The organism is Nonomuraea dietziae (genome assembly GCF_014195505.1).
Taxonomy (GTDB): domain Bacteria; phylum Actinomycetota; class Actinomycetes; order Streptosporangiales; family Streptosporangiaceae; genus Nonomuraea; species Nonomuraea roseola.
In genome coordinates, this window is the sequence record NZ_JACIBV010000001.1 from 7,252,222 (window position 1) to 7,277,518 (window position 25,297).

General features: G+C 69.9%; 24 protein-coding genes. 6 read left to right on the forward strand and 18 right to left on the reverse strand.

Annotated features, from left to right (window positions below; genetic code table 11):
• Positions 1-7: 7 nt before the first annotated feature.
• From FHR33_RS34640 to FHR33_RS34680, 10 genes are all read right to left on the reverse strand, one after another.
• Positions 8-1,330 (reverse strand): lipopolysaccharide biosynthesis protein, encoded by a 1,323-nt coding sequence (locus FHR33_RS34640; RefSeq protein WP_183656877.1) that lies wholly within the window; start codon positions 1,328-1,330, stop codon positions 8-10.
• A complete protein-coding gene (locus tag FHR33_RS34645; RefSeq protein WP_183656880.1) occupies positions 1,323-2,126 on the reverse strand; it encodes a polysaccharide deacetylase family protein in 804 nt (267 codons plus the stop codon). Before FHR33_RS34645 ends, FHR33_RS34640 begins: the two co-directional genes overlap by 8 nt.
• Positions 2,123-3,064: a glycosyltransferase family 2 protein gene (locus tag FHR33_RS34650; protein WP_183656883.1), complete on the reverse strand. Its 942-nt coding sequence runs from the start codon at positions 3,062-3,064 to the stop codon at positions 2,123-2,125. Before FHR33_RS34650 ends, FHR33_RS34645 begins: the two co-directional genes overlap by 4 nt.
• An 11-nt stretch (positions 3,065-3,075) precedes the next feature.
• Positions 3,076-3,249, reverse strand: a complete 174-nt coding sequence (locus FHR33_RS50835) for a hypothetical protein (RefSeq protein WP_246452276.1) — start codon at positions 3,247-3,249, stop codon at positions 3,076-3,078.
• Positions 3,206-3,913 carry a glycosyltransferase family 2 protein gene (locus FHR33_RS34655; RefSeq protein ID WP_246452277.1) on the reverse strand — a complete coding sequence of 236 codons (708 nt, stop codon included), beginning with the start codon at positions 3,911-3,913 and terminating at the stop codon, positions 3,206-3,208. Before FHR33_RS34655 ends, FHR33_RS50835 begins: the two co-directional genes overlap by 44 nt.
• 189 nt (positions 3,914-4,102) lie before the next feature.
• Positions 4,103-5,233, reverse strand: coding sequence for a GNAT family N-acetyltransferase (locus tag FHR33_RS34660; protein WP_183656885.1), 1,131 nt, complete (start codon positions 5,231-5,233; stop codon positions 4,103-4,105).
• On the reverse strand, positions 5,230-5,598 hold the full coding sequence (locus FHR33_RS34665; protein WP_183656887.1) for a hypothetical protein: 369 nt from the start codon (positions 5,596-5,598) through the stop codon (positions 5,230-5,232). The genes FHR33_RS34660 and FHR33_RS34665 overlap by 4 nt, the downstream gene beginning before the upstream one ends.
• A 264-nt stretch (positions 5,599-5,862) precedes the next feature.
• The gene (locus FHR33_RS34670; RefSeq protein ID WP_183656889.1) at positions 5,863-7,446 is read right to left on the reverse strand and encodes an RNA polymerase sigma factor; all 1,584 of its coding nucleotides are present in this window, start codon (positions 7,444-7,446) and stop codon (positions 5,863-5,865) included.
• Positions 7,447-7,560: 114 nt separating this feature from the next.
• Entirely contained in the window at positions 7,561-9,315 is a 1,755-nt protein-coding gene (locus FHR33_RS34675) for a substrate-binding domain-containing protein (protein ID WP_312895848.1), read from the reverse strand.
• A gap of 132 nt (positions 9,316-9,447) precedes the next feature.
• Positions 9,448-10,086: a cation diffusion facilitator family transporter gene (locus FHR33_RS34680; RefSeq protein ID WP_183656891.1), complete on the reverse strand. Its 639-nt coding sequence runs from the start codon at positions 10,084-10,086 to the stop codon at positions 9,448-9,450.
• Between the two features lie 113 nt (positions 10,087-10,199).
• Between FHR33_RS34680 and FHR33_RS34685 the strand changes: the two genes are divergently transcribed.
• Both FHR33_RS34685 and FHR33_RS34690 read left to right on the forward strand, forming a co-directional pair.
• Positions 10,200-10,952, forward strand: a complete 753-nt coding sequence (locus tag FHR33_RS34685; protein WP_183656893.1) for a DUF4184 family protein — start codon at positions 10,200-10,202, stop codon at positions 10,950-10,952.
• Entirely contained in the window at positions 10,945-11,784 is an 840-nt protein-coding gene (locus FHR33_RS34690) for a TrmH family RNA methyltransferase (protein ID WP_312895849.1), read from the forward strand. The genes FHR33_RS34685 and FHR33_RS34690 overlap by 8 nt, the downstream gene beginning before the upstream one ends.
• Here the strand turns inward: FHR33_RS34690 and FHR33_RS34695 are convergent.
• Positions 11,781-12,557 carry a TetR family transcriptional regulator gene (locus tag FHR33_RS34695; protein ID WP_183656895.1) on the reverse strand — a complete coding sequence of 259 codons (777 nt, stop codon included), beginning with the start codon at positions 12,555-12,557 and terminating at the stop codon, positions 11,781-11,783. The genes FHR33_RS34690 and FHR33_RS34695 overlap by 4 nt on opposite strands.
• A gap of 85 nt (positions 12,558-12,642) precedes the next feature.
• Between FHR33_RS34695 and FHR33_RS34700 the strand changes: the two genes are divergently transcribed.
• On the forward strand, positions 12,643-13,533 hold the full coding sequence (locus FHR33_RS34700) for an alpha/beta hydrolase (protein WP_183656898.1): 891 nt from the start codon (positions 12,643-12,645) through the stop codon (positions 13,531-13,533).
• A 39-nt stretch (positions 13,534-13,572) separates the two neighbouring features.
• Here the strand turns inward: FHR33_RS34700 and FHR33_RS34705 are convergent, their stop codons facing one another.
• Positions 13,573-14,259, reverse strand: coding sequence for a hypothetical protein (locus FHR33_RS34705; protein WP_183656901.1), 687 nt, complete (start codon positions 14,257-14,259; stop codon positions 13,573-13,575).
• 433 nt (positions 14,260-14,692) lie between these two features.
• Positions 14,693-15,550 (reverse strand): D-alanyl-D-alanine carboxypeptidase family protein, encoded by an 858-nt coding sequence (locus tag FHR33_RS34710; protein WP_246452278.1) that lies wholly within the window; start codon positions 15,548-15,550, stop codon positions 14,693-14,695.
• Between the two features lie 119 nt (positions 15,551-15,669).
• On the opposite strand from FHR33_RS34710, the gene FHR33_RS34715 reads away from it, so the two are divergent.
• Positions 15,670-15,861: a YegP family protein gene (locus FHR33_RS34715; RefSeq protein WP_183656907.1), complete on the forward strand. Its 192-nt coding sequence runs from the start codon at positions 15,670-15,672 to the stop codon at positions 15,859-15,861.
• A gap of 28 nt (positions 15,862-15,889) precedes the next feature.
• On the opposite strand, the gene FHR33_RS34720 is transcribed toward FHR33_RS34715, so the two are convergent.
• Positions 15,890-16,408 carry a DedA family protein gene (locus tag FHR33_RS34720; protein ID WP_183656910.1) on the reverse strand — a complete coding sequence of 173 codons (519 nt, stop codon included), beginning with the start codon at positions 16,406-16,408 and terminating at the stop codon, positions 15,890-15,892.
• Positions 16,409-16,642: 234 nt separating this feature from the next.
• Between FHR33_RS34720 and FHR33_RS34725 the strand changes: the two genes are divergently transcribed.
• Complete coding sequence (locus FHR33_RS34725; protein ID WP_183656912.1) at positions 16,643-17,179, forward strand: hypothetical protein; 537 nt, start codon at positions 16,643-16,645, stop codon at positions 17,177-17,179.
• On the opposite strand, the gene FHR33_RS34730 is transcribed toward FHR33_RS34725, so the two are convergent.
• The 3 genes from FHR33_RS34730 to FHR33_RS34740 form a co-directional block, all read right to left on the reverse strand.
• Positions 17,148-20,591 carry an ATP-binding protein gene (locus FHR33_RS34730; protein WP_183656915.1) on the reverse strand — a complete coding sequence of 1,148 codons (3,444 nt, stop codon included), beginning with the start codon at positions 20,589-20,591 and terminating at the stop codon, positions 17,148-17,150. The genes FHR33_RS34725 and FHR33_RS34730 overlap by 32 nt on opposite strands.
• 63 nt (positions 20,592-20,654) lie before the next feature.
• Positions 20,655-21,698 carry a lysylphosphatidylglycerol synthase domain-containing protein gene (locus tag FHR33_RS34735; protein WP_183656918.1) on the reverse strand — a complete coding sequence of 348 codons (1,044 nt, stop codon included), beginning with the start codon at positions 21,696-21,698 and terminating at the stop codon, positions 20,655-20,657.
• Positions 21,699-21,762: 64 nt separating this feature from the next.
• Positions 21,763-22,575: a PIG-L deacetylase family protein gene (locus FHR33_RS34740; RefSeq protein WP_312895850.1), complete on the reverse strand. Its 813-nt coding sequence runs from the start codon at positions 22,573-22,575 to the stop codon at positions 21,763-21,765.
• A 76-nt stretch (positions 22,576-22,651) separates the two neighbouring features.
• Between FHR33_RS34740 and FHR33_RS34745 the strand changes: the two genes are divergently transcribed.
• The gene (locus FHR33_RS34745) at positions 22,652-23,794 is read left to right on the forward strand and encodes a glycosyltransferase family 4 protein (protein ID WP_183656921.1); all 1,143 of its coding nucleotides are present in this window, start codon (positions 22,652-22,654) and stop codon (positions 23,792-23,794) included.
• Positions 23,795-23,807: 13 nt separating this feature from the next.
• Here the strand turns inward: FHR33_RS34745 and FHR33_RS34750 are convergent, their stop codons facing one another.
• Positions 23,808-25,235 carry a DUF2079 domain-containing protein gene (locus FHR33_RS34750; protein ID WP_221241375.1) on the reverse strand — a complete coding sequence of 476 codons (1,428 nt, stop codon included), beginning with the start codon at positions 25,233-25,235 and terminating at the stop codon, positions 23,808-23,810.
• Positions 25,236-25,297 lie beyond the last annotated feature (62 nt).

Sequence of the window (25,297 nt, forward strand, 5' to 3'; positions counted from 1 at the left end):
TTGACCATCATGCGGCCTCAGACGACCGCTGGGTGACACGATGCCGCCCGGTTTCGCCACCTTTGAGAACTTTACGGAGACTTCTGAAGATCAAAAGTGCGACCAAAAGTTCGCTGAAGAGCAGGCCGTACCCCACTGCATTCACGCCCACGAAGGGGAAGAGGGCCATGATCGACGCCAGCACCAGCGCGGCCAGTCCGATCTGCACCACGGCCAGCTTCCTCGCCTCGCCCAGCGCACGCAGCGAGCTGAGGTAGACCTCGATCAGCACCCTCGGCAGGACGGCCAGCGCCATCAGCCGCAGCAGCGTCGTGCCCTCGGTGGCGAATTCGGAGCCGAAGACGGCCAGGATGAGGGGGGCGGCGAGGCAGGCCACGCCGATGATCGGCGTGATGATCAGCAGGGCCCGTTTCAGCGCCTGCCTGGCGTTGGCGGCCAGCCGCGAGCGGTCGAAGGAGCCCTCGACGGTGAGCGAGATCGCCATGTTCATGGCCAGCAGCTCGATCATGCAGCCCAGCGTGTGGGCCATGGAGAAGCGTCCGAAGGTGGCCTCGCCCACCCTGGCGGCGATCAGCACGGGCACCAGGTAGACGATCGCCAGCATCGACAGCGTGCCGGGGAAGTCGCCGGCCAGGAACCTGCCCATCTCGCGCAGCCCTGGCGGCCTCGCCTCGCCCGCGGTCTCGCGGACGTGTTTGGGCACCTGGAGGCCGAAGATCAGGAAGTTGACGGGGATGAGCGCGATCGCCGTCGGGATCACCCAGGAGACGAAGATGCCGCCCTCGGGGAGCGAGCCCGCCAGCGCCACCAGTAGGCCCATCTTGACCAGGCCGAACACCAGGTTGTTCACCGGAACCCAGACGGCCTGGCGCAGGCCGGTGAGCGCGACGTCCTGCAGCGTGAACACCGACCAGACCAGCACCGCGCCCAGGAAGAACAGGCCGTGGCCGAGCCCGCCGAGCACGGAGTAGATCTCGCCCCACATGGGCAGCGTCAGCAGGAAGCCGATCGCGGCGACGCCGCCGGTCGCGGCGGCCATGCCGTACCCGCGCAGGATGACGTCGGCGGTGCGGCGCCCGGCGATCGGGATGTACCTGGCCAGCGCCCCCACGAAGCCCAGCGCGGTCAGGGAGGCGAACAGGCGCATCGCGGTGATGAGCGCCTGACCGCTGCCGAACTCCTCGGGGGTGTAGAAGCGGGTGGCAAGCAGCCAGTAGCCCATGCCGAGGACGGCGGTGATCCCCGTGTTCGCCATGAGCGCGTAGCCGTTGCGGAAGAGGGGGTTGCGCAGGTCTCGCAGGATCTTCTGCAGGACCGATCGGTCAGACATTCCCTCGTACCCGCCGCAATCCGTACCTCGTCCTTCTGACGACCGCGTAGCCCTTGGTGAGCGCGCGTTCCCGCAGGTAGATCAGCGGGATCGCGCTGCCCTCGACCGCGCGTCTGAACATGCTCATGGTGGTGTGGCGGCCGATGGTGAGGCGGGGGATGGCCAGCAGGTCGTGGCGGTCGGCCGCGAGGGTGTTGTTCACCGCGCACGCCGCCCAGTAGCCGGCCTTGCGCACCTCGCGGCGCACCCGCGCGCTGGAGTAGCCGTAGGGGTAGGCCATCGTGGCGACAGGTGCGCCGATCCGCTCCTCCAGCAGGCCCTTGTTCTTGCGCAGCTCCTGGCGGAGCTCGGCGTCGGGCAGCTGGTCGAGCTGGGGGTGGCTGTGACTGTGGCCGCCGATCTCGATGCCGGTCTGCGCGATCTCGCGGGCCTGGCCCCAGCTGAGCATGTCGTCCAGCGGCTTGCCCGCGGCGTCCCTGCCCGCGTCGGAGACCCATCCGCTGGTCAGGAAGACCGTGGCGGGGAAGGTGTACTGCTCGAGCAGGGGCAGCGCGTGGGTGTGGAAGTCGGCGTAGCCGTCGTCGAAGGTCACCACGACGGGCTTGTCGGGCAGTGACCTGCCGTTGTTCTTGTGCACGGAGGCGACCAGGTCGGCGACCGTCAGGGGGGTGAAACCGTTGGTGGACAGGTAGTCGATCTGCTCGGCGAAGTCGCTCGTGCGCACCGCGTGCGGCCTGGTGTCCTGGTTGGGCCTGTCGGTGATCGAGTGGTACATGAGAATCGGCACACGGATCATGAACGCACCAGCTTCAGCCGTACGGAACCCACCACGTAACCCCAGGTCGTCCAGGCGAGCCCGACGACGATCGCGAAGGCTCTGCCGAGCCCCGAGACGTCGCCGCGCACCGCCTCGCCGAGCCCGCGCAGCGCGCCGAGCGGCAGCGCCTTCAGCGCGTGGGCCCGCTCGCTCTTCAGCCCGTCCTGGGTACCCACGCTCTGCGTGACCAGGGCCTTGGACAGACCCTCGGCGTAGCAGCGGGAGCGGAAGTAGCCGAAGGTGGCGCGCTGGGCGGGCACCTTGTGCCCGATGAGCGCGGCCGGCTCGAACAGCATGACCGCGCCCGGCTTGCGCTGGGAGAGCCTGATGCAGAACTCGGTCTCCTCGCAGCCCAGCGGACGGCTCTTGCGCCCCTGGACGCTACGGCCGATGCCGCTGTGGAAACCGCCGACCTCGCCCACCGCCGTACGCCTGAAGGCGGCGTTGCCGCCCATGACGTTGCGGATCGGCGAGCGTACGGCGGGCATGCCGCGGTAGCTGCACCCCACGGTCCAGTCGAACTCGTAGGGGAACCACCGGGGCCGTCGCCCCGTCTGCCACAGCGGCTCGGTCCTGCCTCCGACGCCGACCACGGCGGGATCCTGGAAGCCCTCCTCCAAAGCCTCCAGCCATCCGGGGTCGGCCACGGCGTCGTCGTCGAGGTAGGCGACGATGTCGCCCGTCGCCACGTCGGCACCGGTGTTCTTGCCCCCCGACAGCCCCTTGTCATGGGTGTTCTCGACCACGACGACCCGCGGGTAGGCCTGCTTGAGCCTGAGCATCAGGTCCTGGTTGTAGTCGACGACCAGGATGATCTCGTGCGCGGGGCGCCGCTGGAGCTCGACGGACTCGACGGCCTGCCTGATGTCCTCCCAGCGGTCCTCGGTGTAGACGCAGATGACGACCGAACTCTTCATGACCGACCTTTTTACGCCACACCCCGGTCGGCCGCGGGGCGGCTGGCCAGCTCGGGAACGGGCTGCGTGGGACGGCGGCGCCGCTCGCGCAGGATTGTCTTGAGCACGCGGATGCCGTCGCGGACGGCGTGCAGGTTGCTCTCACCGTGGATGCGGCAGCGCTCGTGGCTCGGCACCTCGTGCACGCGCAGGCCCTGCCTTGGCGGCGCGCACGTTCATCAGCGTCTCCACCTCGAAACCGTCGCAGTCGAGGTCGAGCACGGGCAGGTGGCGGGCCCAGAAGGCGTTGTAGCCGTAGCAGAGGTCGGTGTACTTCGTCCGGTAGAAGACGTTCACCAGCGTCGTGAGGACCTTGTTGCCGAAGTAGCGGCTGAAGGTCAGGTCGTCGCTGCCGCCACCGGAGATGTAGCGCGAGCCCTTGACGAAGTCGGCGCCGGTGACCAGCGCGCCCACGAAGGAGATGATCTCGTGGCCGTCGGTGGAGCCGTCAGCGTCGATCATGACGATGATGTCGCCCGTGCAGGCGGCGAAGCCGGCGGCCAGCGCGTCGCCCTTGCCCTTGCCGGTCTGCGTTACGATCTTGACGTTGGGCCTGAGCTTGCGCGCCACGGCGACGGTGTCGTCGACGGAGTTTCCGTCGACGAGGATGATCTCGTCGATCCACTGGGGGATGGTGGCGAACACGTGCGGCAGGTTCTCCGCCTCGTTCATGGCCGGGACCACCACGCTGACCGTCGGCGAAATGGCCAGATGAGGTGTGAGGGGGGTGAACCGCTCGATCGGCGGCATAGATCGCAGGCCGGAGCCATTGATCTTGTGACCGTTGGTCTTGGTGATCTCGGGACTCATGGTGTGACAAATCCTTCCGGGACCTGGTGCTGCCGAACGGACCCGGGACCATCCGCGATCCTATGGATCATCAGGGATGGCAGAAGTGACGAACGGTGCATGAAGGGTCCAGTGGGGTGAGGGTGCCAATGGATGGTGCTGTGCTGCCTTGGTGCCGGGTGATGCTGCTGGTGCGAGGGGTGGAGCGCGTTACCGCGCTCCTGAGGGTTCCTTGACGACGGTGTCGGGCGGCGAATCGGACTGCAGAGTCGTGCGCACTCGCCCGAAGCCCTTCAGCACGCGATCGGCCACCTTATAGAGAGACGGTCGAGCCAGGACGATTGTTCGCGCCTTGTTGACAGGAGTCCTGCCGATCCAGTGGACGGCGGCCGTCGCGGACGGTCGGGAGACACGTCCTTCGGCGACGTAGAGGACGCCGCTCTTCAGCCAGTCCTTGTACTCCTTGCCGCCCTTGCCCATGTCGACGGCGTGCAGCCCGGCCTTCGCCGCGTGCTCGGCCATCTGCAGGTGGTGCACGATGCCGGGCGAGTACCGCGCGAACTCGGTGTCGTAGGCCGGGAACCAGCCGACCAGCGTCGTGGCCGTGCGCAGACCGAAGTGGCCCGCTACCGGAACGTCACCGGCGTAGAGCATGGTGAGGACACCCGCGAAGTCGTCAGAGCGCTCGGCATGCATGAGGTCGATGAGCTCGACGATCCACGGCTGGGCGAACCTGTCGACCCTGCCGGTCCTGCGGTACTGGTCGGACTTCCAGTTCAGCAGGGTGCGCAGCACGGCGGGGTCGGGCGAGGCGTACTCGAAGCGCAGCTGGCCCTGTTCCCTGCCGAGCTTGCGCTCCTTGTAGCGCACGGTCTTCAGGTTCTTGGGAGAGTTCGCCTTCACCTGCTCGAGCCAGGAGTCGAACCCCGCGGTCAGGTCCATGATCGGAGCGGGCCTGACATCGGTCTCGAACGCCGCGAACGTCGGCTGACCCGCGACCATGTGATCGAAGTCGAAGACGCTGAGCTTCGCGGCCCTGAGCAGGGCCTTCGTGTCGATCTTCAGCTCGGGAGCCGAGATCAGGCCATGACACGTGGTGAGAAAGCCGCCCAGCGGCTTGCCGATGCCGAAGCTGTGGCGCTCGTAGGGGAAGAAGCCCGCGATCGAGTCGCCGTCGTGGACGACGGCCACCCGCACGTAGTCGCGCAAGCGGTCCATGGCCACCGCGAACTCGACAGAGAGAAAGGGGTTGTCCAGCGAGGGATCCGCCTTCTGCAACGCCCGCCATCGAGACCGCTCGGAGTCTCCCAGCTCGCCTGGGCGAACAATCGAGATGTTCACCGTGGCCCCGCCCCCTGTTCGCTCTGCATGCTCTTCCCCCGATACAACACGCGCAGTACGTACATGAACCCAGCGAGCACGGCGACTGTCGCAACGCCGGCCCTGGGGGACCATGCGTCGAACAGAAGCATGGCTTGGGCAAGGAGAACGTTAAGAACGAGACTTGCCGCGGCACCTACTGATAGTGCGGCAAGAGGATCACGATCCCGCAACAGTCCGACTACCGCTGCCCCAGGAACGACCAGAAGGAACAGAGAGATCAGAAGCGGGCGCAACGGCGTCTGGATGTCGGCGAGCGCGATCACCGCCCCCGCGATGCACGCTGCCGCGAGCGCCCACGTGAGCGCCCTCCACTTGCTGCCCATCTCCCTGACTCCTGGCTACTCGCTGGCAAAGGCCGGTTGATCGCCGTATTCATGGGATCAACCCCGCCATGGGCCCGTCAATGCCGACGTCTGGCGACCACTCCAGGTTTACCGGGCATGACGAGATTCCCATGTGTTATTCAACACATAGTCAAGAGCATGCCACGGGGAGCGTCCCCAAGCCATCTAGCTTGCCCTATGGCGGAGGGTCAGCGAGGCCTAAAGTCCGGTTTGTCCGATCTTGTCACCAAAATGAGTTCTTAATCATCTTGCGTCTCGTGCGAGGTTGTGCTGCTCGCCACACCTGGCACCGGCGTCTCGGACGGGTCCTGCGAGGAAGGCGGGTCGTCGGTGGGCTCGGGCTCGTGACCGCCCTGGCCGTCCCAGGACAGGGCGCACGAACCGCCGCCGGCGTTGGAGCTGATCGTCACCGTTCCCGCGCCCGAGGAGCCGGGGTCGTTGACCGTCACCCAGACCGACGCGGACTGGCCGGCCTTGATCGAACCGGCGGAGGGGAAGACGTCGAGGCCGTCGGAGGCCCCCCGCGCTCCAGGAGATCGCGGCGTTGCGGGCGGCCAGCCGTACGGTGCCCGCGCCGGCGACGCCACCGGGGCAGGTGACCGAGAGCCGCGCCGCGGGCGCGGCGGGCCGCGTGCGGCTGGCGGTGGGCGTGGGCCTGGTGGTCGAGGGCTGCGAGGCGGGGCTCTGCACGGGCCTGGCCGCGGGCCGCGTCTGCGGCGCCTGCCCCGTACGGCTCGGCGCGCCCGTCGGCTCGGCGCTCTCCTCGATGTCGTTCTGCAGCTCGGGCTCGGTAGAGGGGTCGGTCAGGGAATCGGTCGAGGGGTCGGGCTGAGCCAGAGCGGGCTCGGAGACGCTGGGCGAGGCGGAGGGGGCCATCCGCAGCGCGGCGGGCTCGGACTCTCCGTTCATCACGATCATCGCGCCGGTGGCGGCGAGCACGCAGGCGCCGATGGTGAAGACCGGCGCGAGGCGTCGCGGGCGCCTGCGCGAGCGGCGCTCGACCATCACGGGGAAGCCGGTCCTGTCGAAACTGTCGCCCCGTTCGGTGATCAGCGTGCGGGTCTGGTCGCGCTCGGGGCTGGTGCAGGTCTCGACGACGCGACGGCGCAGCGAGATCGGCGGGAAGGCGACGGGCACCATGTCGAGCAGCCTGCTCGCGGAGACGTGGCGGTGACGGCCCTCGGTGCAGACCTCGCACCCGCCGATGTGTCCGGAAAGGCGCCTGCGCAGGATCGGGGTGAGGGGGCCCTCCCACGAGTCGACCATCGCCGACAGGTCGGGGCAGTGCGCCCGGCCCGTTCTGGCCAGGATCACCGCGGCGGCGGCGTTCTCCACGTGGTCGCGCGCCCTGCCGAGCCTGGTGGTCGCCTGGCGTGAGGTGAGCCCGAGCACCGCGCCGACCTCGGAGGGGGTAAGCCCGTGTCGCAGCGACAGTTCGAGCACCTCCCGCTCGCCCTTGCTCAGCTCGCCGAGCGCCTCGTGCACCAGCTCGGCCAGCTCGGGGTCCTCCGGATCATCGAGGACGGGAGGCGGGACACCCGGCGTCTTGGGCGTCTTGGCGATGCTCTGGAACCTGGTCAGCGCGTACAGCCACGCGCGCAGCCTGGAGCTCTCCTTGAGCTGGTCGGTACGGCCCTGCGCGGTCACCAGCGCGTCGTGCACGGCGTCGGCCGCGGCGTCGCGGTCGCCGGTCAGCGAACAGGCGTAGTCGTGCAGCCGTTCGGCGTAGGCGTCGTAGAGCCTGGCGGGGGCGTCGGTGTCGGCATGGCGCAGCGCCTCCACCAGTTGATGATCGTCGGCGCGGTCGACAGTAGGCCATCCGGGCACGGATCTTCCTCCCCGCAGCGAGCTCGTGTTGTCACAGCCCCACGCGGGTAGGACGCCCCCTTACGAAAAGGGGTTGTCCCGGCATAACGACCGGGTATCGCTCAGCGCCTCAGGTCAGCAGTTGGGCGCGCACAGGCGCCGCTTCATGCCCTGGACGAAGAACTTGCGCACGTCGAGGATGTTCGCCGCGATGTAAGCCTCACCGCCGCTGGCCTCGGCCATCGCGTCCATCTGCTTCTTGCCCTTGGGCGCGTCGGGTCCGAACGCGATGATCAGGAGGTTGACCGGCCGCTTGGGGTCGTACTCCTTCTTCAGGAACTCCACCATCTGCGCATTGGTGACCTTGCCCGTCGGGTCGTCGTTGCCCGCGCCGTCGGTGAGGATCAGGATCGTGTTGATCTTGTCGCGCTCGTAGGTGGACTTCATCTCCGCGTAGGCGGCCATCAACGTGTCGTTGAGCCCGGTGTCGCCGGTGGCCTTGGGCTGGACGGTGGCCAGCTCCTGGCCGAGGATCTGCTTGCGCGGGACGCCGTCGACCATCTCGCTCAGCGGGCCGACCGAGATCAGCTCCTTGTAGTCCTTCTGGCCGTCGAGCAGCGTGGAGAAGCTCCAGACGCCGATCTCGCTGTCGGCCTCGAACAGGGCGAGCCCCTCGCCCGCGATCTTGGTGATGGCCTGCATGCGGGTCATGCCGGTGCCGGGCACGGGATAGGCCATCGTGCCGGAGACGTCGAGCAGCGCGAGCATCCTGGTGCCGAGGTTCAGCCTCGACCACATCTGGGCCATGCTCGCGACGTTCTTGACGTCGGGCGAGGGCAGCGCCTGGGGCGCCGCCGCCGCGAAGCCCTTGTCCTCGGCCAGGGCGCTGCCGCCCTTGCCGTCGGGCGTGCGGAAACCGTGTTCGCGCAGCGTCTTCTGGGCGGCCTCGGTTCCGAGCTCCTGCTGGAAGGCGGCGGCCGCCCTCTGCTTGACAGGGTCCTTCGAGGTGATCACGACGGGGTAGTCCAGGCTCAGCGTGCCGTCCTCCGGATAGAGGGGCACGACGGGCGAGGCGGACTTCTTGGCGTTGTGCGCCCAGACGCTCTGCTCGGAGGAGACGCCGACGGGCACCTTGCTACCCGACTTGACGGTCAGGCTGGCCAGCAGGGCGGCGGGGTCGGCGGCGATCTGCTCGGAGAGCTTCTTCAACGCGCCGACCAGCTGCTCGTCACCGAGGCCCGCCTCCTTGGCGGCGCCGGCGGCGGCCACCAGCGCGCCCAGGCCCGCGGAGTTCTTGGCGGGGTCGAGCGCCAGCACGCGGACCTTCTTGCCCGGGCCGTCGGCGTTGGCCACGTTGGCCACGCTGATCAGGCCCTGCCAGCTGGGCTGCAGGCTCTTGGCGAGGTTGGCCGCCGCGCTCTTGGCGGCGACCAGGACGATGGGGGAGGTGGCGATCGAGCCCGACGGCGCGGGCAGCCCCGCTCCCGCCTCGCCCGCGCGCAGCCTGCCGACCATGAGGCTGGAGTCGGCGATCCACATGTCGGCGTCGAGCTTGCCGTTCACCAGGCTGTTGGCCGATTTGGCGGCCGACTCCCTGACGATCGTCACCGCGAGGCAGTGGCCGTCCACGGCCTTGCCCGTCTTGTTGAACGAGCCCGCGACCTTGTTCAGCGCGGGCGACAGGTCGGGGGTGGCGACCACGCGCAGCGCGAGCGGATCGCCCGTGCAGCCGCGTTCCCTGTTGAAGATGACGAAGGCGGCGACACCCAGCAGGATGGCAAGGGCGAGCGCGCCGGCCAACGGGACCAGCACCCTGCCGCGGCCGCTGCTGCTGCGTCGGCGGGGGGCGTGATAGCCGTCATCGAGCTCGTCTGTACGGTGTCGCCCCACGTTGCCCTCTTTGGTGTCGATACGTTCGGGTCACCATACCGGGGAGATACTCCGCGGTGCTCAGGAACGATACTGGGTGCGCTTGGTGTGGCAAAACCATTGATTTGGTGCAGTGATTACCCAGAGTGGCTGTCAATGGCAGCAGCCGTGACCGCGCCACGCCCGGGCGCCCTCACGCACGGCGACCCCCGCGAGCGCCAGCGCCACGGCCGGATCGACCCACCACCATCCGAGGGTGTTGAGCCACAGTCCGGCCAGCACGCCGCCCGCCATCGCCGCGCAGATGAGGTTCTGCGCCCCTTCGCCCCGGGTGGCAGCCGAGCCGAGCCGCGCGCCGATGCGCCGCTTGGCCATGCCCAGCAGCGGCATGCTCGCCAGACTGATGGCGGTGACCGCGATGCCGAGCGCGGTCGGCGCCGCGCGGTGCCCCGCGTCGAGGTCGTGCAGCACGTGCACGACCAGATAGGGGGCCAGCAGCCAGAAGCTCACCGCCACGGCCCGCTGGGCCTTCTCCTCCGCGTGGGAGGACAGCGTGCGCGCGCCGGTGAAGCGCCAGACCACGATCAGGCTGGCCAGCGCCTCGACGAGGGCGGACAGGCCCCAGCCGATCAGCGCGACCGAGTGCGCGGAGAACCCCGCCGCCAGGCCGAGCGTGCTCTCCAGCCCGAGCCATACCAGGGTGATCAGGGACAGCGCGCGAGCTGTGGCGGCGTCCTTGAGCCAGGTGGCCGACGCGGCCGGATGTGCGTGAACCTGCTGGTCAGACACCATGACCCGAACCACACCTCCCGGCTGACGACAGCGATCCGTATCTTAGTAGTCACAGAGAGTTATCTGGCTGTTTCTGTGCAAAGCTCAGCCAAACAAGACCAAGGGGAGGGTCCATGCCGTTCACGCTCAGCCATGTCGCCGCAGTCGTGCCGCTGCGCAGGCTCACCTGGCTGGACCCGTGGGCGCTCGCGGTCGGGGCGATGGTGCCCGACCTGCCGATCTTCCTGCCGTTCCTGCCGGACTACGCGCACTGGCACTCGCCGATCGGGGTGGTCACCATTGATCTCTTCTCGGCGCTCGTCCTGCTGGCCGCCTTCCACCTGGTCTTCAGGCTGCCGCTCGTCGCGCTGCTCCCCGAGCACCTGGCGGGAAGGGCCGCCACGCTGACCCCTTCCCCCAGGATCCTGCCCGTGGTGGCGGGCGCGGCCGTGGGCGCGGCCACCCATGTGCTCTGGGACTCCTTCACCCACTCCTACGCCAGCGGCGTGTGGGGCTGGAGCTGGCTGGATCACGAGGTGCTCGGCGTGATCCCGGTCTTCAGGGTCCTGCAGTACACCTCGTCGGTGCTCGGGCTGGCGTTCGTGGCCTGGTGGGCATGGCGCGGGCTGAGGAGGATGGCGGACGCGCCGGCGCCCGAGGGCCTGCCGCTCGCCGACGGCGTACGGCGGGCGGTGCTGTGGACGGCGGCCGTCGGCGCGGTGGTGGGCGCGGCGCTCTGGCCGGTGCTCGACCCGCCGGTGCCGGGCGCCGCCGGGATGATCACCAGGGTCGGGGCGGGCACCGTCGTCGGGCTGGTCGCGGTGCTGGTGGTCTACGCCGGGATCTGGCAGTTCAGGCGGCTCGTGGCAGGATTCGAGCGTGCCTGAGTACGTGACCGACGCCGATGACCCCCGCCTCGCCGACTTCACCGGGCTGCGCGACGTGGAACTGCGCAAGAGCCTGGAGAGCGAGCGGGGCCTGTTCGTCGCCGAGGGCGAGAAGGTGATCAGAAGGGCCGTCGGCGCCGGGTATCCGGTGCGCGCGGTGCTCACGACCGAGCGCTGGCTGGCCTCGCTGGCCGACGTGCTGGGCGACGCGCCCGTGTACGTGGTCTCGGAGGAGGTCATGCAGGGCGTCGCGGGCTTCCAGGTGCACAGGGGAGCGCTGGCCTCGATGGAACGCCTGCCGGTGCCCCCGGTGGCGAAGGTCCTGGAGGGCGGTTCTCGCATCGTGGTCCTGGAAGATCTGGTCGACCACGGAAACGTCGGCGCGATCTTCCGGTGCGCCGCCGCTCTCGGAGTCGACGGGATCATCCTGTCGCCGCGTTGCGCCGACCCTCTCTACAGGCGGTCGGTCAAGGTGTCGATGGGTGCGATCTTCGCGATCCCCTATGCCCGCATGGACAACTGGTACGACGGGCTGGAGGAGATCAGGGCGGCGGGCTTCCAGACGCTGGCGCTGACTCCCGATCAGAGCGTCATCCCGCTGGACACCGTCGAGATGAGTGACCGGGTGGCGCTGCTGCTCGGGTCCGAAGGGGACGGCCTGTCCTCGCGCTGGCTGCGGGAGGCCGACGAGCAGGTGTGCATCCAAATGAGCCCCACCGCGATGGAGGCGGGCGTGGACTCCCTCAACGTGGTGGCCGCCGCCGCGATCGCCTGCCACGGGCTCATGCGCGGCGCTGCGGATCCTGTTTCGAAACCTATATCTCAAAACTAGTTTTTGAGAACGCGATAGACGGTGGCCCTGGAGACGCCGAACCGCTCCGCGATCTCGTCGACCGCGTGGCCCTCGCCGTACAGCCGCCTGACCGTGACCGACTGCTCGTCGCTCAGCGCGGGCGGTCGCCCGCCCTCCCTGCCCCGGCTCCTGCCCCGCCTCCCCCCTGCCGGCGATCCCGTACGGCCGGCGGCCTCCTCGAGGCCGCCGCCGCCGCTCGGCCAGCCCCCGCCGCGGTCGTCGAGCAGGGCGTGGGCGCCGCCGAGGATGAGCTCGCGGAGCACGGCCACCGGCGCGTCGGGGAAGAGGACGACGGGATCGCCCAGCGAGGCGACGGTCTGGGCCGCGCGGACCCGCTGCTCGAGCCGCCGGTCAGGGCCGCAGACCAGGTCGTTGGCCAAGGCGATGACGGCCTTGAACCGTTCGCCCACCGGCGCCTGCACCAGCAGCGTCATGTCGCGCACCAGCAGGAGGAGCGCCTCCCTGTGGCGCAGGCAGACGTCCACGTACCCCTCGATCGCCGACCAGCGCACCCGCTCGGGGTCGTCGTGCGCCTCCGCCTGCTCCAGCGCGCCCTCCAACTCCTCGAGCAGCGGCTCGGTGAGCCTGTGCAGGAGGTCGTCCTTGGCGGAGAAGTGGTAGTAGAGCGCCGCCTTCGTGATGCCCACCTGCTCGGCGATGGCGTTCATCGACGTGGCCCGGTAGCCGCGGGTGGCGAACAGCGCTCCCGCCGCCGCCAATATCCGCTGAGGAGTCGCTTCCTCGTCGCGCATGACACTCCTGAGGGTTTTACCGTGAGTCAGCTCCAATGCTAGGTTACTGACCGACGGTCAGTATTCGTTCGAAGGAGTGGCGACCATGACGGAGCGGCGCAAGATCTCGTTCGAGTCCGGCGGCACCCGGTGCGTGGGCTACCTCCATCTGCCGGAGAACCTCGTGGAGAAGGTCCCCTGTGTGGTGCTGTGCCACGGGTTCAGCGGCACCATGGACCGGCTGTACCCCCATGCCGAGCGCTTCGCCGCCGCGGGTCTGGCGGCGCTGGTGTTCGACTACCGCAACTTCGGCGAGAGCGGTGGGCAGCCGCGCCAGTTCGTCGACGTCGGCGGCCAGCAGGACGACCTGCGCGGCGCCATCGGCTTCGCCCGCTCCGCCCAGGAGATCGACGCGGACCGCATCATGCTGTGGGGCAACTCGCTCGGCGGAGGACACGTCATCTCCGTGGCGGCCGACGATCCGGGCGTCACCGCCGTGGTGGCGCAGATTCCCTTCAACGGATTCGCGAAGGTGCGCGAGCGGTCCGCCTCCTCGACGCGCAAGCTGCAGGCCGTGATCCTCTGGGACGCCCTCCTCGGCAGGCTCGGCCTGCCACCCCACTACATCCCCATGGTCGGCGCACCGGGTCAGCTCGCCGTCACCGCCACTGCCGAGGCGGAGCAGCACATCAAGACGCTCAGCGGCGCCGGAGGGCTCTGGCGCAACAGCGTCGCGCCCCGCTCCCTCCTGACCATGGCGCGCTACCGGCCCGGCGACGCCGCCGCCAGGCTCCGCATGCCGCTGCTCGTCTGCATCGCCGCCGACGACACGGAGACGCCGGCGGAGACGACCACCAGCCTGGCCGAGCGGGCGCCACGCGGCGAGCTGAAGGTCTATCCGGGCACCCACTTCACCTTCTACAACGATCCTGAGCTGCGCGAGCGCGTGCTCGACGACCAGATCGCCTTCTTCCGCCGCCACCTCCCGCCTGCCTGATCGGCTCACCGCCCCTGGCTTGAGGGCCGGGCTCGTTCGTCATGCCTGTGGGGGCTCGGGCTCTTCGGATGCGCTTCCCGACGTCACGTCCGCAGCGACCGCGGTGGTGGCGGCCAACCCGGCCACGAAGACGGCCCAGAGGAAGGGCTGCCACCCGGGGAAGGCGTAGGTGTTCCCCATGAGGTGAACGGACCACGCTGCCAGCTCGACGATGATGCCGAGAGCGCAGGCCCCCGTCAGGGCGAGAGCGAAGCATCGCGCCACGTCCGGCAGGCCCATCTCGCCCGAGACCAGTTCGCCGGCGACGCGGGCGCACGCGTAACAGGTGAAGAGAAAGGCCATGAGGCAGCCGGCTGCCAGGAGGAGTCCGAGAACGGCTGTGGTCCAGGGACTCACGGCCGCGTCGGCGAGCCACGGCCACGCTGTCCGAACCCACCAGGCCGCGGTCGAATCCATGGCGGCGAAGACGAACACGCGACTGACGGGCGCCGCCACCGCGATGCCGAAGACGACCAGAAGATAGACGATCACCTTGAGGGGGCCGTGCGGACCGAGCGCCCAGAACAGGATCAGGAGCATGAAGGCCAGAAGCGACTGGTCAATCCACGGAGCCAGGTTCGTCTTCATGACCAGAGGCGGCGGAAGATAAAGAAGTGGCAGGAGGTCTTTCTCGCCGCGAAAGTACGGTATGAATCCCTGTGGGTTGCTCTGGTAGATCTCCCACATCTTCCACACCACATTGGTGACGTAGAGAAAGACGATGCCCCGGGCGAGTCGCGCACGCCGTGAAGACCGTCCTCGTGGAATCCACAAGAATCTGAAGGGCCATGCCGCGAAATCGACAATGAACGCTGATCGCAGCCGTCCCCGCCCCCTGGCGCGGGACGAACTGCTCCTGCCGCCCCAGCCCTTGCTTCCCTGCCATGAGGGCGACCGCTTACCCAGAGCCGACTTGACCACTCCCTCCGGCCGGGTCTCCAGGGCTCCGGTGTCACGCACGTGAGCCATTTCCAGAGTATTGCCTCAAGCGCGTGTGCGGGCAGGGACATTTGGGGTGGCTGCGCCATTCGGAATGTCGGTATATCGAAAAACGGTCAAGCGTGAAACATATTCATGGGGCAACGGAGAGGCGAAGTGAATCGACGTCGGGTCGTAGGTCTCACGGTGTGGTCGTGGCGATCTGCTCCTCGGCGAAGTCGAGCAGTCGGGTCGCGGTGGTGAAGCGGCGGGCGTCCTGGTCGCCGAGCAGGACGCCGACGACCCGACGTCCGTTCCTCTCCGCCGCGAACGCCAGGCAGAAGCCCGCCTTGGTGGTGAACCCGGTCTTCACCCCGAGCACGCCGTCCGCCTTGCCGAGCAGCTTGTTGGTGTTGGTCCAGGTGTGGGCTCGGTGGACCGCGCTCTTGGCCACCCGGTACGTCCGCTTGGAGACCACGGTGCCGAACGTCTCGTCCTTGAGGGCGATCCCCACGAGCCTGGCCTGGTCGGCGGCGGTCGAGTAGCCGCCGTTGCGGGGCGAGGGCAGGCCGTCGGCGTTGGTGTAGAGGGTGTCGCGCAGGCCGAGCGAGCGCGCGGCGGCGTTCATCTTGGCGACGAAGGCGCTCTTGCCGGGGCCGTACGTGCGGGCCAGCGCGTTGGCCGCGTCGGCGCCCGAGGGAAGCATCAGCCCGTAGAGCAGGTCACGGGTGGTGACCTGCTCGCCCGCGCGCAGCGCCGCGCTGGTGGCGCCGTTGTCGGCGGCGTGCCGCACATCGGCCTTGGTGACGGTGACGACGTCGCCGAGGTCGCCGTCGCGCAGGACCACGTAGGCGGTCATGACCTTGACCAGGCTGGCCACCGGGACCCTGCGGGTCTCCCTCTTGCCGAAGTGGACCGTTCCCTTCGAGTCGACGACGTACGCCGAGCGCGCGCCGACGTCCGGTGTCGTATCCCTTTCGGCCTGGACCGACGGCGAGAACCCCACGACGAGGGCGAACGCCGCGATGCCGGTAAGTAGCCGAATACCCCCTATACGCATGCCAGACATCGTGACAGGTGATCAACCGTTGATATGCGGAACTTGACCCTATGGCGGGGAAAACGTCCTCTTGGGCCGGGTAAATGATCACTACGACCGTCATATCGGGGGAGATCGCCATGGCAGGCAAGTTCGTCATCACCAAGGACAGGCGCGGAGAGTTCCGCTTCAAGCTGGTCGCGAGCAACGGTCAGACCATCGCGATCAGCGAGGGTTACACCACCAAGGCGGCGTGTGTGAACGGGATCGACTCGGTGCGCAAGAACGCGCCGGGGGCGGCGGTGGAGGACGACACGCTCGCGGCCGTCTGAGCCGGGAAGCCGATCGGCCGGGCCCTCGTCAGGTGACGAGGGCCTTCTCGCTCTTCCTGCGCCTGCGCCACACCACGAAGGCGGCGACGCCGCTGATCAGGATCACCGCGGCGACGGCGGCGGCGAGCGGCGAGTGCGCGGCCAGCTGGAGCCAGCCCCAGAGCACCGAGTAGAGCGCGAACGAGGTCACCGGCACCCAGGTCAGGCAGCCGAGCGCGCTGGCCACGACGTACCAGGGGTAGGAGATGCGCAGCGCCCCCGCCACCCACGGCAGCGTGTGCCGCAGGACGGGCACCCAGAAGCAGGCGTAGACGGCCAGCGCGCCCCACTTCTCCACGACCCGTTCGACGGAGCGGATGCGCTCGCGCGGGAGCTTCCTGCCGAACCTCGACTCGTAGAGGGTGTCGCCGAGCTTGTGGCCGATCCAGTAGTAGGCCTGGAAGGCGCCGAAGAGGGCGACCGCTCCGACCGCCACGATCAGCCAGTACGGCAGGCCGAACAGAGAGGCGCGCGTCGGGTCGGGGATGACGATCGCAAGATGCCGCATAACGGACATCACCCCCCAACCAAAACATTAGGCCAGCCTTACCTTATTTGATGGGCCTCTGTCGCGCCACCGTGCCCCACGCTACCGCCGAGCTCGGCAGGTGGTGTGTGCGGGAGGGCGATCCGGGTAGTGGGGCGGACATCTCGGCGATATCGCCCTGAACTGCAAGTAGGCATCAAGTGGACCTCAACCCCTTCCTTCTACAAATGGGGTGAACGAAGAGGGGTACAGATCATGACGAGAAGCGCAGCGGTCATCGGAACCGGTTCGGCCACGGCCGCCAAGCTGCTGGTGGGGGCCCTCGCCTTCACCACCGCCTATGTGGGCGTCTCGGCTTACAGCACCGCCAACTCCGCCCCCTCGGCCGCGGCTGAGGAGCAGGCGGCCGAGGAGCAGGCTGCCACGCAGACCGTCGCCCTGTCGGCGGCCGCCGTCCCGCTCACCGAGCAGACCGAGCCCGAGGCCGGCGCGATCGCCGTGAGCGCGCTGCCGGGCAGGGGCACCTGCGAGCAGACGTTCATGGCCCGTACCGTCGTGCTCAACCCGGAGGCGAGCAGCACCCTGCTCTACAGCTGGCGCCTGGTCAGGTGGAGCTCGGTCAGCAGGTCGTGGAAGACCTACCAGACCGAGTACGCCGGCTTCATGGGAGCGCGCAGGAACGTCAAGTGGGAGCTGAGCGTGCGCGACAACCCCGGGTGGTACCGCATCGAGCTGACCGTCGGCGGCGCCAAGAAGCCGATCAAGTCTGATCGACTCCTGGTGAGTTGCTGACCGCCCGCTGCGCCGCCTCGACCCAGCGCTGCACCCCCACCCGCCGCGCCACTTCGAGCGCCTTGTGGTAGTGGTCGCGGGCGGCCGCGGGCTGGTCGAGCCTGATCGCCAGGTCGCCGAGGGTCAGCGCCACCGGCCACAGCGCGACCACGCCGGTGCCCGCGCCCGCGATGCGGTCGGTGAAGGGCTTGAGCTTGTCGTAGCAGTCGACCATCCGCTCGCGGTCGTCGAGCAGCATGCCCGCCAGCGCCCGCCACGTCATCGCCAGCTCGTAGAGGAAGTCGGGCCGCACCGGCGGCCTGGTGGCGGCCACCGCCTTGGCGTCCTTGAGATGCCCCGCGGAGGCCAGCGCCAGGGCGTAGGCGTCGAGGGTCCACTTCGCGCCGCGCTGGTGCGCCTCGGCCAGCACGTCGACCATCTGCGCCGCCCTGCCGTCGACCAGGTGCAGGCAGAACGTCGTGATGAGCGGCAGGTCCTGGCGGCCCTCCAGCATGCCGGCCCTCGCGGTCATCCTGGCCGCGTCGCGGTAGGTGCGCTCGGCTCCCGCGTAGTCGCCGGCGATCATCAGCCGCTGCCCGTCGTACCAGGCGCAGACCGCGGCGGGGGCCGACAGGTCGTACTGCTTGGCCAGCCGTTCGGCCGCCCTCGCGTGCTCGTCGGAGACGGCGAACTCGCCGCGCGCCGCCGCGCACTCCAGCAGCACCAGGTGGGCCAGCGCCTGCACCGCCATCTGCCCCGAGCGCTGGGCCACCTCCAGCAGCTCGCGTCCGATGCTCTCGCGGGTGTCGACGGCGGGGATGTCGTAGGACTGGCGCAGCCTGCCGCTCAGCGCCACCGCCAGCAGCGTGGGGTCGCCGCTCTGCCTGGCCAGCTCCAGCGCCTCCAGCGAGGCCTGCCGTCCGCGCTCGGGCGAGGAGGAGCCCTCGAGCTCGAGCGCCAGTGTGGTGAGCAGGCTCGCGCGCAGCGTCTGCTCGCCCTCGGGCAGCTCGATCAGCGCCCGCTCGGCCACGTCGACGATCTCCCACGCGGTGTGGGTGAAGTCACGGGCGATGCCCTTGTGCGGTACGGCCAGCGCCGCCGCCACCCTCGCGGTCAGCACCGGGTTGTTCAGCGGGAGCGCCAAATCCATCGCCTCGCGCCGCTTCAACCTGGCCGCCGTCATGTCGCCGCACAGCGCCAGCGCCTTGATCTGGGCCAGCATCAGCTTGAGCCGCTCGGCGCTGTCGCCGCCCGTGCGGTCGAAGGCGGCCAGGGCCTGCGCCCACAGCGCCGCCGCCTCGCGGTGGGCGAACCTGCGCTCGGCCTGCTCGGCGGCGAGCCCCGCGTAGTGGACGGCCTTCTCCGCGGCGTCGGCGGCGAAGAAGTGGTGCGCGAGCGCGGCCACCTCGGCGGGCCGCCGCTGCTCGATGACCGCCGCCACCGCCGCGTGCAGCCTCGTACGGCGCAGCCTGGAGGCGTCGGAGTAGATCGTGTCGCGCACGAGGTCGTGGTCGAAGCGGAGCATGCCGGGCCCCGGCTCGGTCACCAGCCCCGCCAGCAGCGCCGCCTCGACGGCGTCGACCACCTCGTCGGTGCTGTCGACGCGTCCGTGACGCGGGTCGCCCGCCTCGCCCTCCCACCTCGAGCTCCTGCGCTCGATGCTGCCCGCCACCTCGACCAGCACGTCGACGTCGACGTCACGGCCGATCACGGCGGCCTGCAGGAGGATCTGCTGGGCCCGCTCGGGCAGGCGGGAGATGCGCCTGCGCAGCACGTCGCGCACCCCCGACGGCACCTGCGAGGCCACCTCGGCCGCGGTGGCGCGGTCGCCGCCGACCGCCTCGGCGTCGAGCAGCCGCACGGTCTCGCGGACGAAGAACGGGTTGCCCCTGGTGCGCTCCACGATCGACTCGACCGCGTCCTCGTCCACCTCGCGCATGCAGGTGGCCCGCACCAGCTCGGCGACCGCCTTCGGGTCGAGGCCCGACAGGCCCACCCGCACGGGGCCGAGCCTGGCCAGCGCGGCGAGCACGTCGGACTGCTTGTCGTCGAGCTCGCTGTCGCGGCAGGTCACCACCAGCAGCACCCTGCTGGTGGCCAGCAGGCTCGGCAGCGCCCTCAGCAGGGCGAGGGTCTGGTCGTCGGCCCAGTGGAGGTCTTCGAGCGTGAGGAGCACGGGGGACCTGCGTGCCACCCCCGCGATGTAGCCGCCGACCGCCCTGTGCAGGCGGAAGCCGCCGGAGACCTCGTCGTCGTCGGGGTCGGGATCGGCGTCGTCGAGCAGCGGGGCGAGCAGCTGGCCGTACTCACCCGCTCCTGTGACGCCCACCAGCGTGCGCAGGATCTCCACCCACGCCCAGCCCGGCGGGGTGGCGCTGGAGTCGGGACAGGCGCCCGAGGAGGCGATCCAGCCGTCGCCTGTCAGCCTGCTCTCCAGCTGGCGAAGCAGCGTGGTCTTGCCGGCGCCGGCGTCGCCGGTGACGATCGCCACCTCGAACCGTGCGGTCCTGGCGGCGGCCGTGGTGAGCCTGGCCAGCTCGGCGTCGCGGCCGACGAAGGGCTCGGGCTCGAGTGGCGGAGGCTCGACCGGGGTGGTCGCCCTCGGCGGCCAGGTGTCGGCGACGGTCTGCTGCGGCCTGGACTGGCGCGGCGCGGCGGCCAGTTCGAGTTCAGGCGACTGGGCCAGGATGTCGGACTCCAGCTTGCGCAGCGCGGGGCCGGGGTCGATGCCGAGCTCGTCGGCCAGGATGCCTCTGGCCCTGCGCAGTGCGGCGAGCGCGTCGCCCTGCCGTCCGCACCGGTAGAGGCCGAGGGCGAGCAGCCGCCAGCCCTCCTCGCGCAGCGGGTGCTCGGTGGTCAGCGCCTCGAGGTCGGGGACGGTCTCGGCGGGCATCCCCAGGCGCAGGCCGGTGTCGGCGTGGCGCTCGCGCGCCACCAGCCGCAGCTCGGTGAGCCTGTTGACCTCCGCCTCGGCCCACGGCTGGTCGGCGAAGTCGGAGTACGGCGTGCCGCGCCACAGACCGAGCGCCTTGCCCAGCCTGGCGCGCGCCGACTGCGGGTCGTCGCCTTCGAGATGTTCGCCTGCCGCCCGCACCAACTGCTCGAAGCGGAGCGCGTCGACCTGGTCGGGCGCCACGCGCAGCGCGTAGCCGGAGGCGACGGTCACCAGCAGTCTGTTGGGGCCGCCGCGGGGCCTGCCGGGCTCGAGGACCCTGCGCAGACGGGAGATGTAGACCTGCAGACCCGACTGCGCGCCCTTGGCCGCGTCGTCGTCCCACAGGTCGTAGAGCAGGGTGTCGACGGGAACGACCTGCCCTCGGGCAACGAGAAGCCGGGCGAGGACGGCCCGCTGCCGCAACCCGCCGAGGTCGAGTTCGTCGTCGCTGTCGCTTTCGTACGCCTCGACTGGCCCCAGAACCCGGAACGCCACCATGTCAGCCGCCACGCTATGCGTGCTTCCGAATCACGCACAAGGTCTTTGTTGGGTTCGCGATGGTCACGGCTGGGTTTCCAAGCTCTTACGTCGGGTCCTACGGTTCTTGCTCAGCAGCGCCCACCCGCCGAGAGCCAGGCCCCCGAAAGGGATCTCCACAGTGTAGGTCCAGAAGCCGAACAGCAGGGCCGTGGCCGTGGCGGCGGCGGTGTCGACGCCGAACGCGCTCGTCAGCAGCAGCACCACGCCGCCCTCCATCAGCCCTGCCCCGCTCGGCGTGACCACGACCGCGGTGAGCACCCTCGACAGGGCGAAGACGGCGATCGACTGCGCCAGGCCCGGATAGGCGCCGGTGGCCTGCATGCAGCAGTACATGATCAGCCACTGCAGTCCGAGGAAGCCGATCATCCCCGCCGACAGCCCCGCCCACCTGGCTCTGACGATCTCGGCGGTGTCCTTGCGGAGCCTGTCCAGCGCCTCCGAGACGGAGAACTTCAGCCGGACCAGCCTGGCCAGCGCGTCGAGGCCGCGGCCGAGCAGCGCGGCGGCGCGGTCCCAGTAGAGGGCGGCCGCGACGACGGCGACCAGCGCCAGGATCGACAGCGCGCCCGCCCAGCCCGCGCTCGCCACGGTGCGGTTGGGCACCTGGCCCGCCATCAGCAGCGCGATGATGCCCACGGCGGGCAGGACGAACCTGAACAGCGTGTTCCACACACCGCTGACCAGCGTCATCACCACGATGGGACGGTTGGCGAAGCCCCAGCTCCTGGCCATCGCGAACGTCAGCGCCACCCCCGCAGCGCCGCCGAAGGGCAGCAGGTTGCTGACCGCGCTGCCCGCCGCGTTGAGCGTGAGTCCCTGCAGGTTGTTCAGGCCAGGCAGCGAGTTGGTCAGCACGAAGGTGTAGGCGAGCAGGCTGGCCAGCCACACCGCGGTCATCAGCGCGATCATCCCCGGGCTCATGGCCGAGAACTCCGCGCCGATCTCCGCCCACGAGACCTTCTTGCCGGTGAGGGCCTGGACGATCTGCGGCAGGTAGACGACCAGCGTCACCGCCAGCGCGAGCGAGAGGACCGACAGGGTGATCTGGAGCCATTTGTTCTTCATCGCCACCAGCCTGCCCCGGCCGGAGCGTGTGGCGCCTCGTTCTGAGGGAGGAAAGCGTTCGTCATCACGGCGCCTCGTCGAAGGGATGTCGCAGGCGGGTGCCCGGCGGCAGGTCGCGCCGGACGTACCACTCGGTGCCGAAGACCAGGCGGTAGAGCGGGCCGGGGATCTTCAGCAGGACGGCCAGCGTCCTGTCGCCCTCGCCGCCGCTGGCCTGGGAGACATGGGCGGACATGCTGGCGCGCTTCTGCCATGCGTACTTCCTGACGTTCACCCTGTGGGTGATCTGGTCGCCCGCGGTGTAGGCGCTCTCGAACGTCCTGAGGTCGAACTCGGGCGGGAACCTGTAGAACCTGCCCGCGATCCGCAACGCCCTGATCAGCGGGTCCCTGTTGACCGTCGCCTCCAGCACGATCGGGGTGCCCGCGATCTGCGCGGCCCGCCTGCCCACCCTGTGCACCTGCACGTGGTCGGGGTGGCCGTAGCCGCCCGCGGGGTCGTAGATCGTCAGCAGGTCGGCCCGCTCCTCGTCGAGCACGGCGGCCAGCGCCTTGGCCGCCTCCTCCGAGTCGGCGTCGATGAAGGCGTTGTCGGGCCGCTCCTCGGCCACCCCTCCCGAAGGGCTCAGCCCGGAGTCGCCGTAGTCGAGGCACACCACGCGCGCGCAGCCGAGCGCCGCCGCCGACTTGTACAGCTCTCTCATCCTGGCTTCGCCGAGCGCCTCGCCCTTCTCCATCTCGGCCAGGCCGCGCTCGCCCGCGGTGGCCACGACCAGCACCACCCTGTGGCCCTCGGCCGCGAGCATCGCCATCGTGCCCGCCGTCAGCAGGGCCTCGTCGTCTGGGTGGGCGTGGAAGAACACAGCGGTACGTGGCACAGGGTCAGATTACTAACGGCGAGCACGGGACTCGGACCGCAGATCACGCAGGCGGGCCGTGAGTAGTCTGGGACGGGTGCGGATCCTTCACGTCAGCGACTGTTACCTTCCGCGGCTCGGGGGCATCGAGGTGCAGGTCGCCGACCTCGTCAGGATGCAGCGGGAGGCCGGCCACACCGTCGAGGTGGCCACGGCGACAGGGGGCGAGGAGTTGCCCCAGGTCCACAGGATGGTCGCCAGGATGCCTTTCGACCTGCCCGTCCACCCCCGGGGTGTGGGAAAACTCACCAGGCTCATGACCTCGAGCAGGCCCGACGTCGTGCACGTCCACGCGGGAGCGGTCTCGCCGTTCGCGTGGATGGGGGTGCGCGCGGCCGTACGGGCCGGGCTGCCCGTGGTGGTGACCGTGCACAGCATGTGGGATCCGGTCACCAGGGCGCTCTACACCGCTCTGCGCCTGGGCTTCGAGTGGCACAGGTGGGGCCTGGTCGCCACGGCCGTCAGCACCGCGGCCGCCGTCCCCATCCGCGCCGTCGCGGGGCGGGGCACCCCTGTGCACGTCGTCTCCAACGGGCTCGACATCTCGGGCTGGTGCCCCTCTCCTAACGAGCCGCCCGCCATGTCGGCCTCGTCACCGGGTGACGAGGTGCACCTCGTCGCCGTCGGCCGGCTGGCCCCGCGCAAGCAGCCCGTCAGGCTGCTGCGCCTGCTCCACGCGGTGCGCTCGCGCGTCCCCTCCTCCGTGCCGCTGCGCGCCACGATCATCGGGGACGGCCCGGCGCGCGGCTCGATGGAGCGCTTCCTCACCGCCAACGGCATGACCTCGTGGGTCTCGCTTCCCGGCCGCCGCACCCGCGAGGAGATCGCGAAGGTCCTCTCCTCGGGTGACGTCTTCATCGCCCCCGCGCCCCGCGAGTCCTTCGGCATCGCCGCCCTCGAGGCCAGGGCCGCGGGCCTGCCCGTCGTCGCCCGCAGCCAGAGCGGCGTCGCCGACTTCGTCAAGCACGGCGAGGAGGGCCTGCTCGGCCGCTCCTTCGACGACCTGGTCGCGGCGGTCGTCCGCCTGGCGACCGACGCGTCGCTGCGCGGGGCCGTCACCGCGCACAACCGCGCCACCCCGCCGGCCGCGGGATCGTGGCCGCTGGTGCTCGAAGGCTTCGACCGCTGTTACGCCGAGGCGCGTGACCTGGCCGCACGCCGGTGGACGGCCGCGCGCTGAGGCGAGGGATCCATCACAGGGGGTCGGGCGAGGCCGGGTCCGTGCGGCGCAGGACGACGTAGCCGTTGCGCTCGAAGACCCGGACGTAGCCGGAGCCCAGCAGCAGCGCGACACGCTCGGCCTGGGCGGCCGGCGAGCCGAAGGGATACTCCCACCTGGCCACGTCGGCCACGACCCATGGCGCCTGGCGCGGCGTGCCGTCCAGCAACAGGACGGTGGCGCGGGAGGTGAGCGCGGGGCCCAGGGAGTTGGTGACCTCCACGACCGCTCCCGAGGGGATCTTCGAGACGGCCGCGGCGGCCGCCCTCGTGCGTTCGGGGTCGGCGCGGTAGAAGCCCGGATGGGTGAGCTGGTCCAGGGCGAAGCGGGGGAGCAGGGTGAGGGCGACGGCGCACACGGCGACCGCCCACGCCGTCTTCACCGAGGGGGAGTCGGGCCGTTTGGCCCAGCGCAGGAGGCGGGCCAGGCCGTCCACGCCCGCGCAGAAGAGGATGACGACGGTGAAGGCGCTGTACTGGAAGTCGGACTGCCACCACGACGAGCGGTCGGACAGCATGCGCTCCAGCACGTGCGGCAGCGCGATGAGCGAGACGGGGGAGAGCAGGCACAGCAGCAGCGTGGGCCAGACCAGCAGGAAGAGCGTGTCCACCTTGGCCTCCTCGCTGAACGGCAGGAACAGCGTGCCGAGCGGGTCGCCGAGCATGTGGAGCAGGGCGCTCGTCGCGTCGGGACCGAGGTGCCCGTAGGCCCAGAAGTCCCCCGCGTCGCCGCCCGCCATCGGGATGAGGAAGCCGCGGGTCAGGACCGTCCAGGCCAGGCCGAGGGCGACGCACAGCAGGCCCTGCAGCCTGTCGCCGAGCAACGCCACGCACAGTCCCGCCCCGATCGCCATCAGGCCCATGTCCTCCTTGACGAGCAGGAGAGCGAGCAGGGCGAAGAGCGCGGGCAGGGGACGGCCCGCGTGATACCGCTCGATCATGACGGCGGTGAGCAGCGGGACGAACATCACCTCGTGCACGTCGAACGCGGCCGCCTGGGCGATCGGCCACGACAGCGCGTAGGCGACGGCCACGAGGTAGGCGGGGGCCGTACCGAGGACGCGGTGGGTGAACTTCCACAGGAAGGGGATGGCGGCCGCGAACAGGACGGCCTGGGCGACGATCAGCGTCGCGGGGCCGTCATGGATCCAGTAGAGCGGCGCGAGCAGCGCGTAGATCGGCGAGAAGTGGTCGGCCAGCTGCGGGTAGTCCATGCCGCGGCCGTGGAAGACGCCGACGGAGGGAATGTACGGCGGGCCGAAGCGGGCATAACCCCGAACCGCCTGATCCACGATGACCAGGTCGAACGTGGTGGCGCGGAAGGTGACCAGCTTGACCAGGCCGAGCAGGGCGTAGGCGAACGCGGCGGCCAGGGAGAGCAGGTAGATCCAGAGACGGGTCATCGGGCGCACGGGCGACAAGAGTAGACATCGGCAGGACATCCTGCCCACGGTCGCCGCGCCGC

Bases quoted from the DNA above. Each gene is read 5' to 3' on its own strand.
- FHR33_RS34750 (WP_221241375.1), bottom strand. From the start codon at position 25,235: ATGACCCGTCTCTGGATCTACCTGCTCTCCCTGGCCGCCGCGTTCGCC.
- FHR33_RS34715 (WP_183656907.1), top strand. From the start codon at position 15,670: ATGGCAGGCAAGTTCGTCATCACCAAGGACAGGCGCGGAGAGTTCCGC.
- FHR33_RS34665 (WP_183656887.1), bottom strand. From the start codon at position 5,598: ATGGGCAGCAAGTGGAGGGCGCTCACGTGGGCGCTCGCGGCAGCGTGC.
- FHR33_RS34705 (WP_183656901.1), bottom strand. From the start codon at position 14,259: ATGTGGGAGATCTACCAGAGCAACCCACAGGGATTCATACCGTACTTT.
- FHR33_RS34725 (WP_183656912.1), top strand. From the start codon at position 16,643: ATGACGAGAAGCGCAGCGGTCATCGGAACCGGTTCGGCCACGGCCGCC.
- FHR33_RS34720 (WP_183656910.1), bottom strand. From the start codon at position 16,408: ATGCGGCATCTTGCGATCGTCATCCCCGACCCGACGCGCGCCTCTCTG.
- FHR33_RS34695 (WP_183656895.1), bottom strand. From the start codon at position 12,557: ATGCGCGACGAGGAAGCGACTCCTCAGCGGATATTGGCGGCGGCGGGA.
- FHR33_RS34640 (WP_183656877.1), bottom strand. From the start codon at position 1,330: ATGTCTGACCGATCGGTCCTGCAGAAGATCCTGCGAGACCTGCGCAAC.
- FHR33_RS34645 (WP_183656880.1), bottom strand. From the start codon at position 2,126: ATGATCCGTGTGCCGATTCTCATGTACCACTCGATCACCGACAGGCCC.
- FHR33_RS34655 (WP_246452277.1), bottom strand. From the start codon at position 3,913: ATGAGTCCCGAGATCACCAAGACCAACGGTCACAAGATCAATGGCTCC.
- FHR33_RS34710 (WP_246452278.1), bottom strand. From the start codon at position 15,550: ATGCGTATAGGGGGTATTCGGCTACTTACCGGCATCGCGGCGTTCGCC.
- FHR33_RS34685 (WP_183656893.1), top strand. From the start codon at position 10,200: ATGCCGTTCACGCTCAGCCATGTCGCCGCAGTCGTGCCGCTGCGCAGG.
- FHR33_RS34735 (WP_183656918.1), bottom strand. From the start codon at position 21,698: ATGAAGAACAAATGGCTCCAGATCACCCTGTCGGTCCTCTCGCTCGCG.
- FHR33_RS34700 (WP_183656898.1), top strand. From the start codon at position 12,643: ATGACGGAGCGGCGCAAGATCTCGTTCGAGTCCGGCGGCACCCGGTGC.
- FHR33_RS34680 (WP_183656891.1), bottom strand. From the start codon at position 10,086: ATGGTGTCTGACCAGCAGGTTCACGCACATCCGGCCGCGTCGGCCACC.
- FHR33_RS34730 (WP_183656915.1), bottom strand. From the start codon at position 20,591: ATGGTGGCGTTCCGGGTTCTGGGGCCAGTCGAGGCGTACGAAAGCGAC.
- FHR33_RS34650 (WP_183656883.1), bottom strand. From the start codon at position 3,064: ATGAAGAGTTCGGTCGTCATCTGCGTCTACACCGAGGACCGCTGGGAG.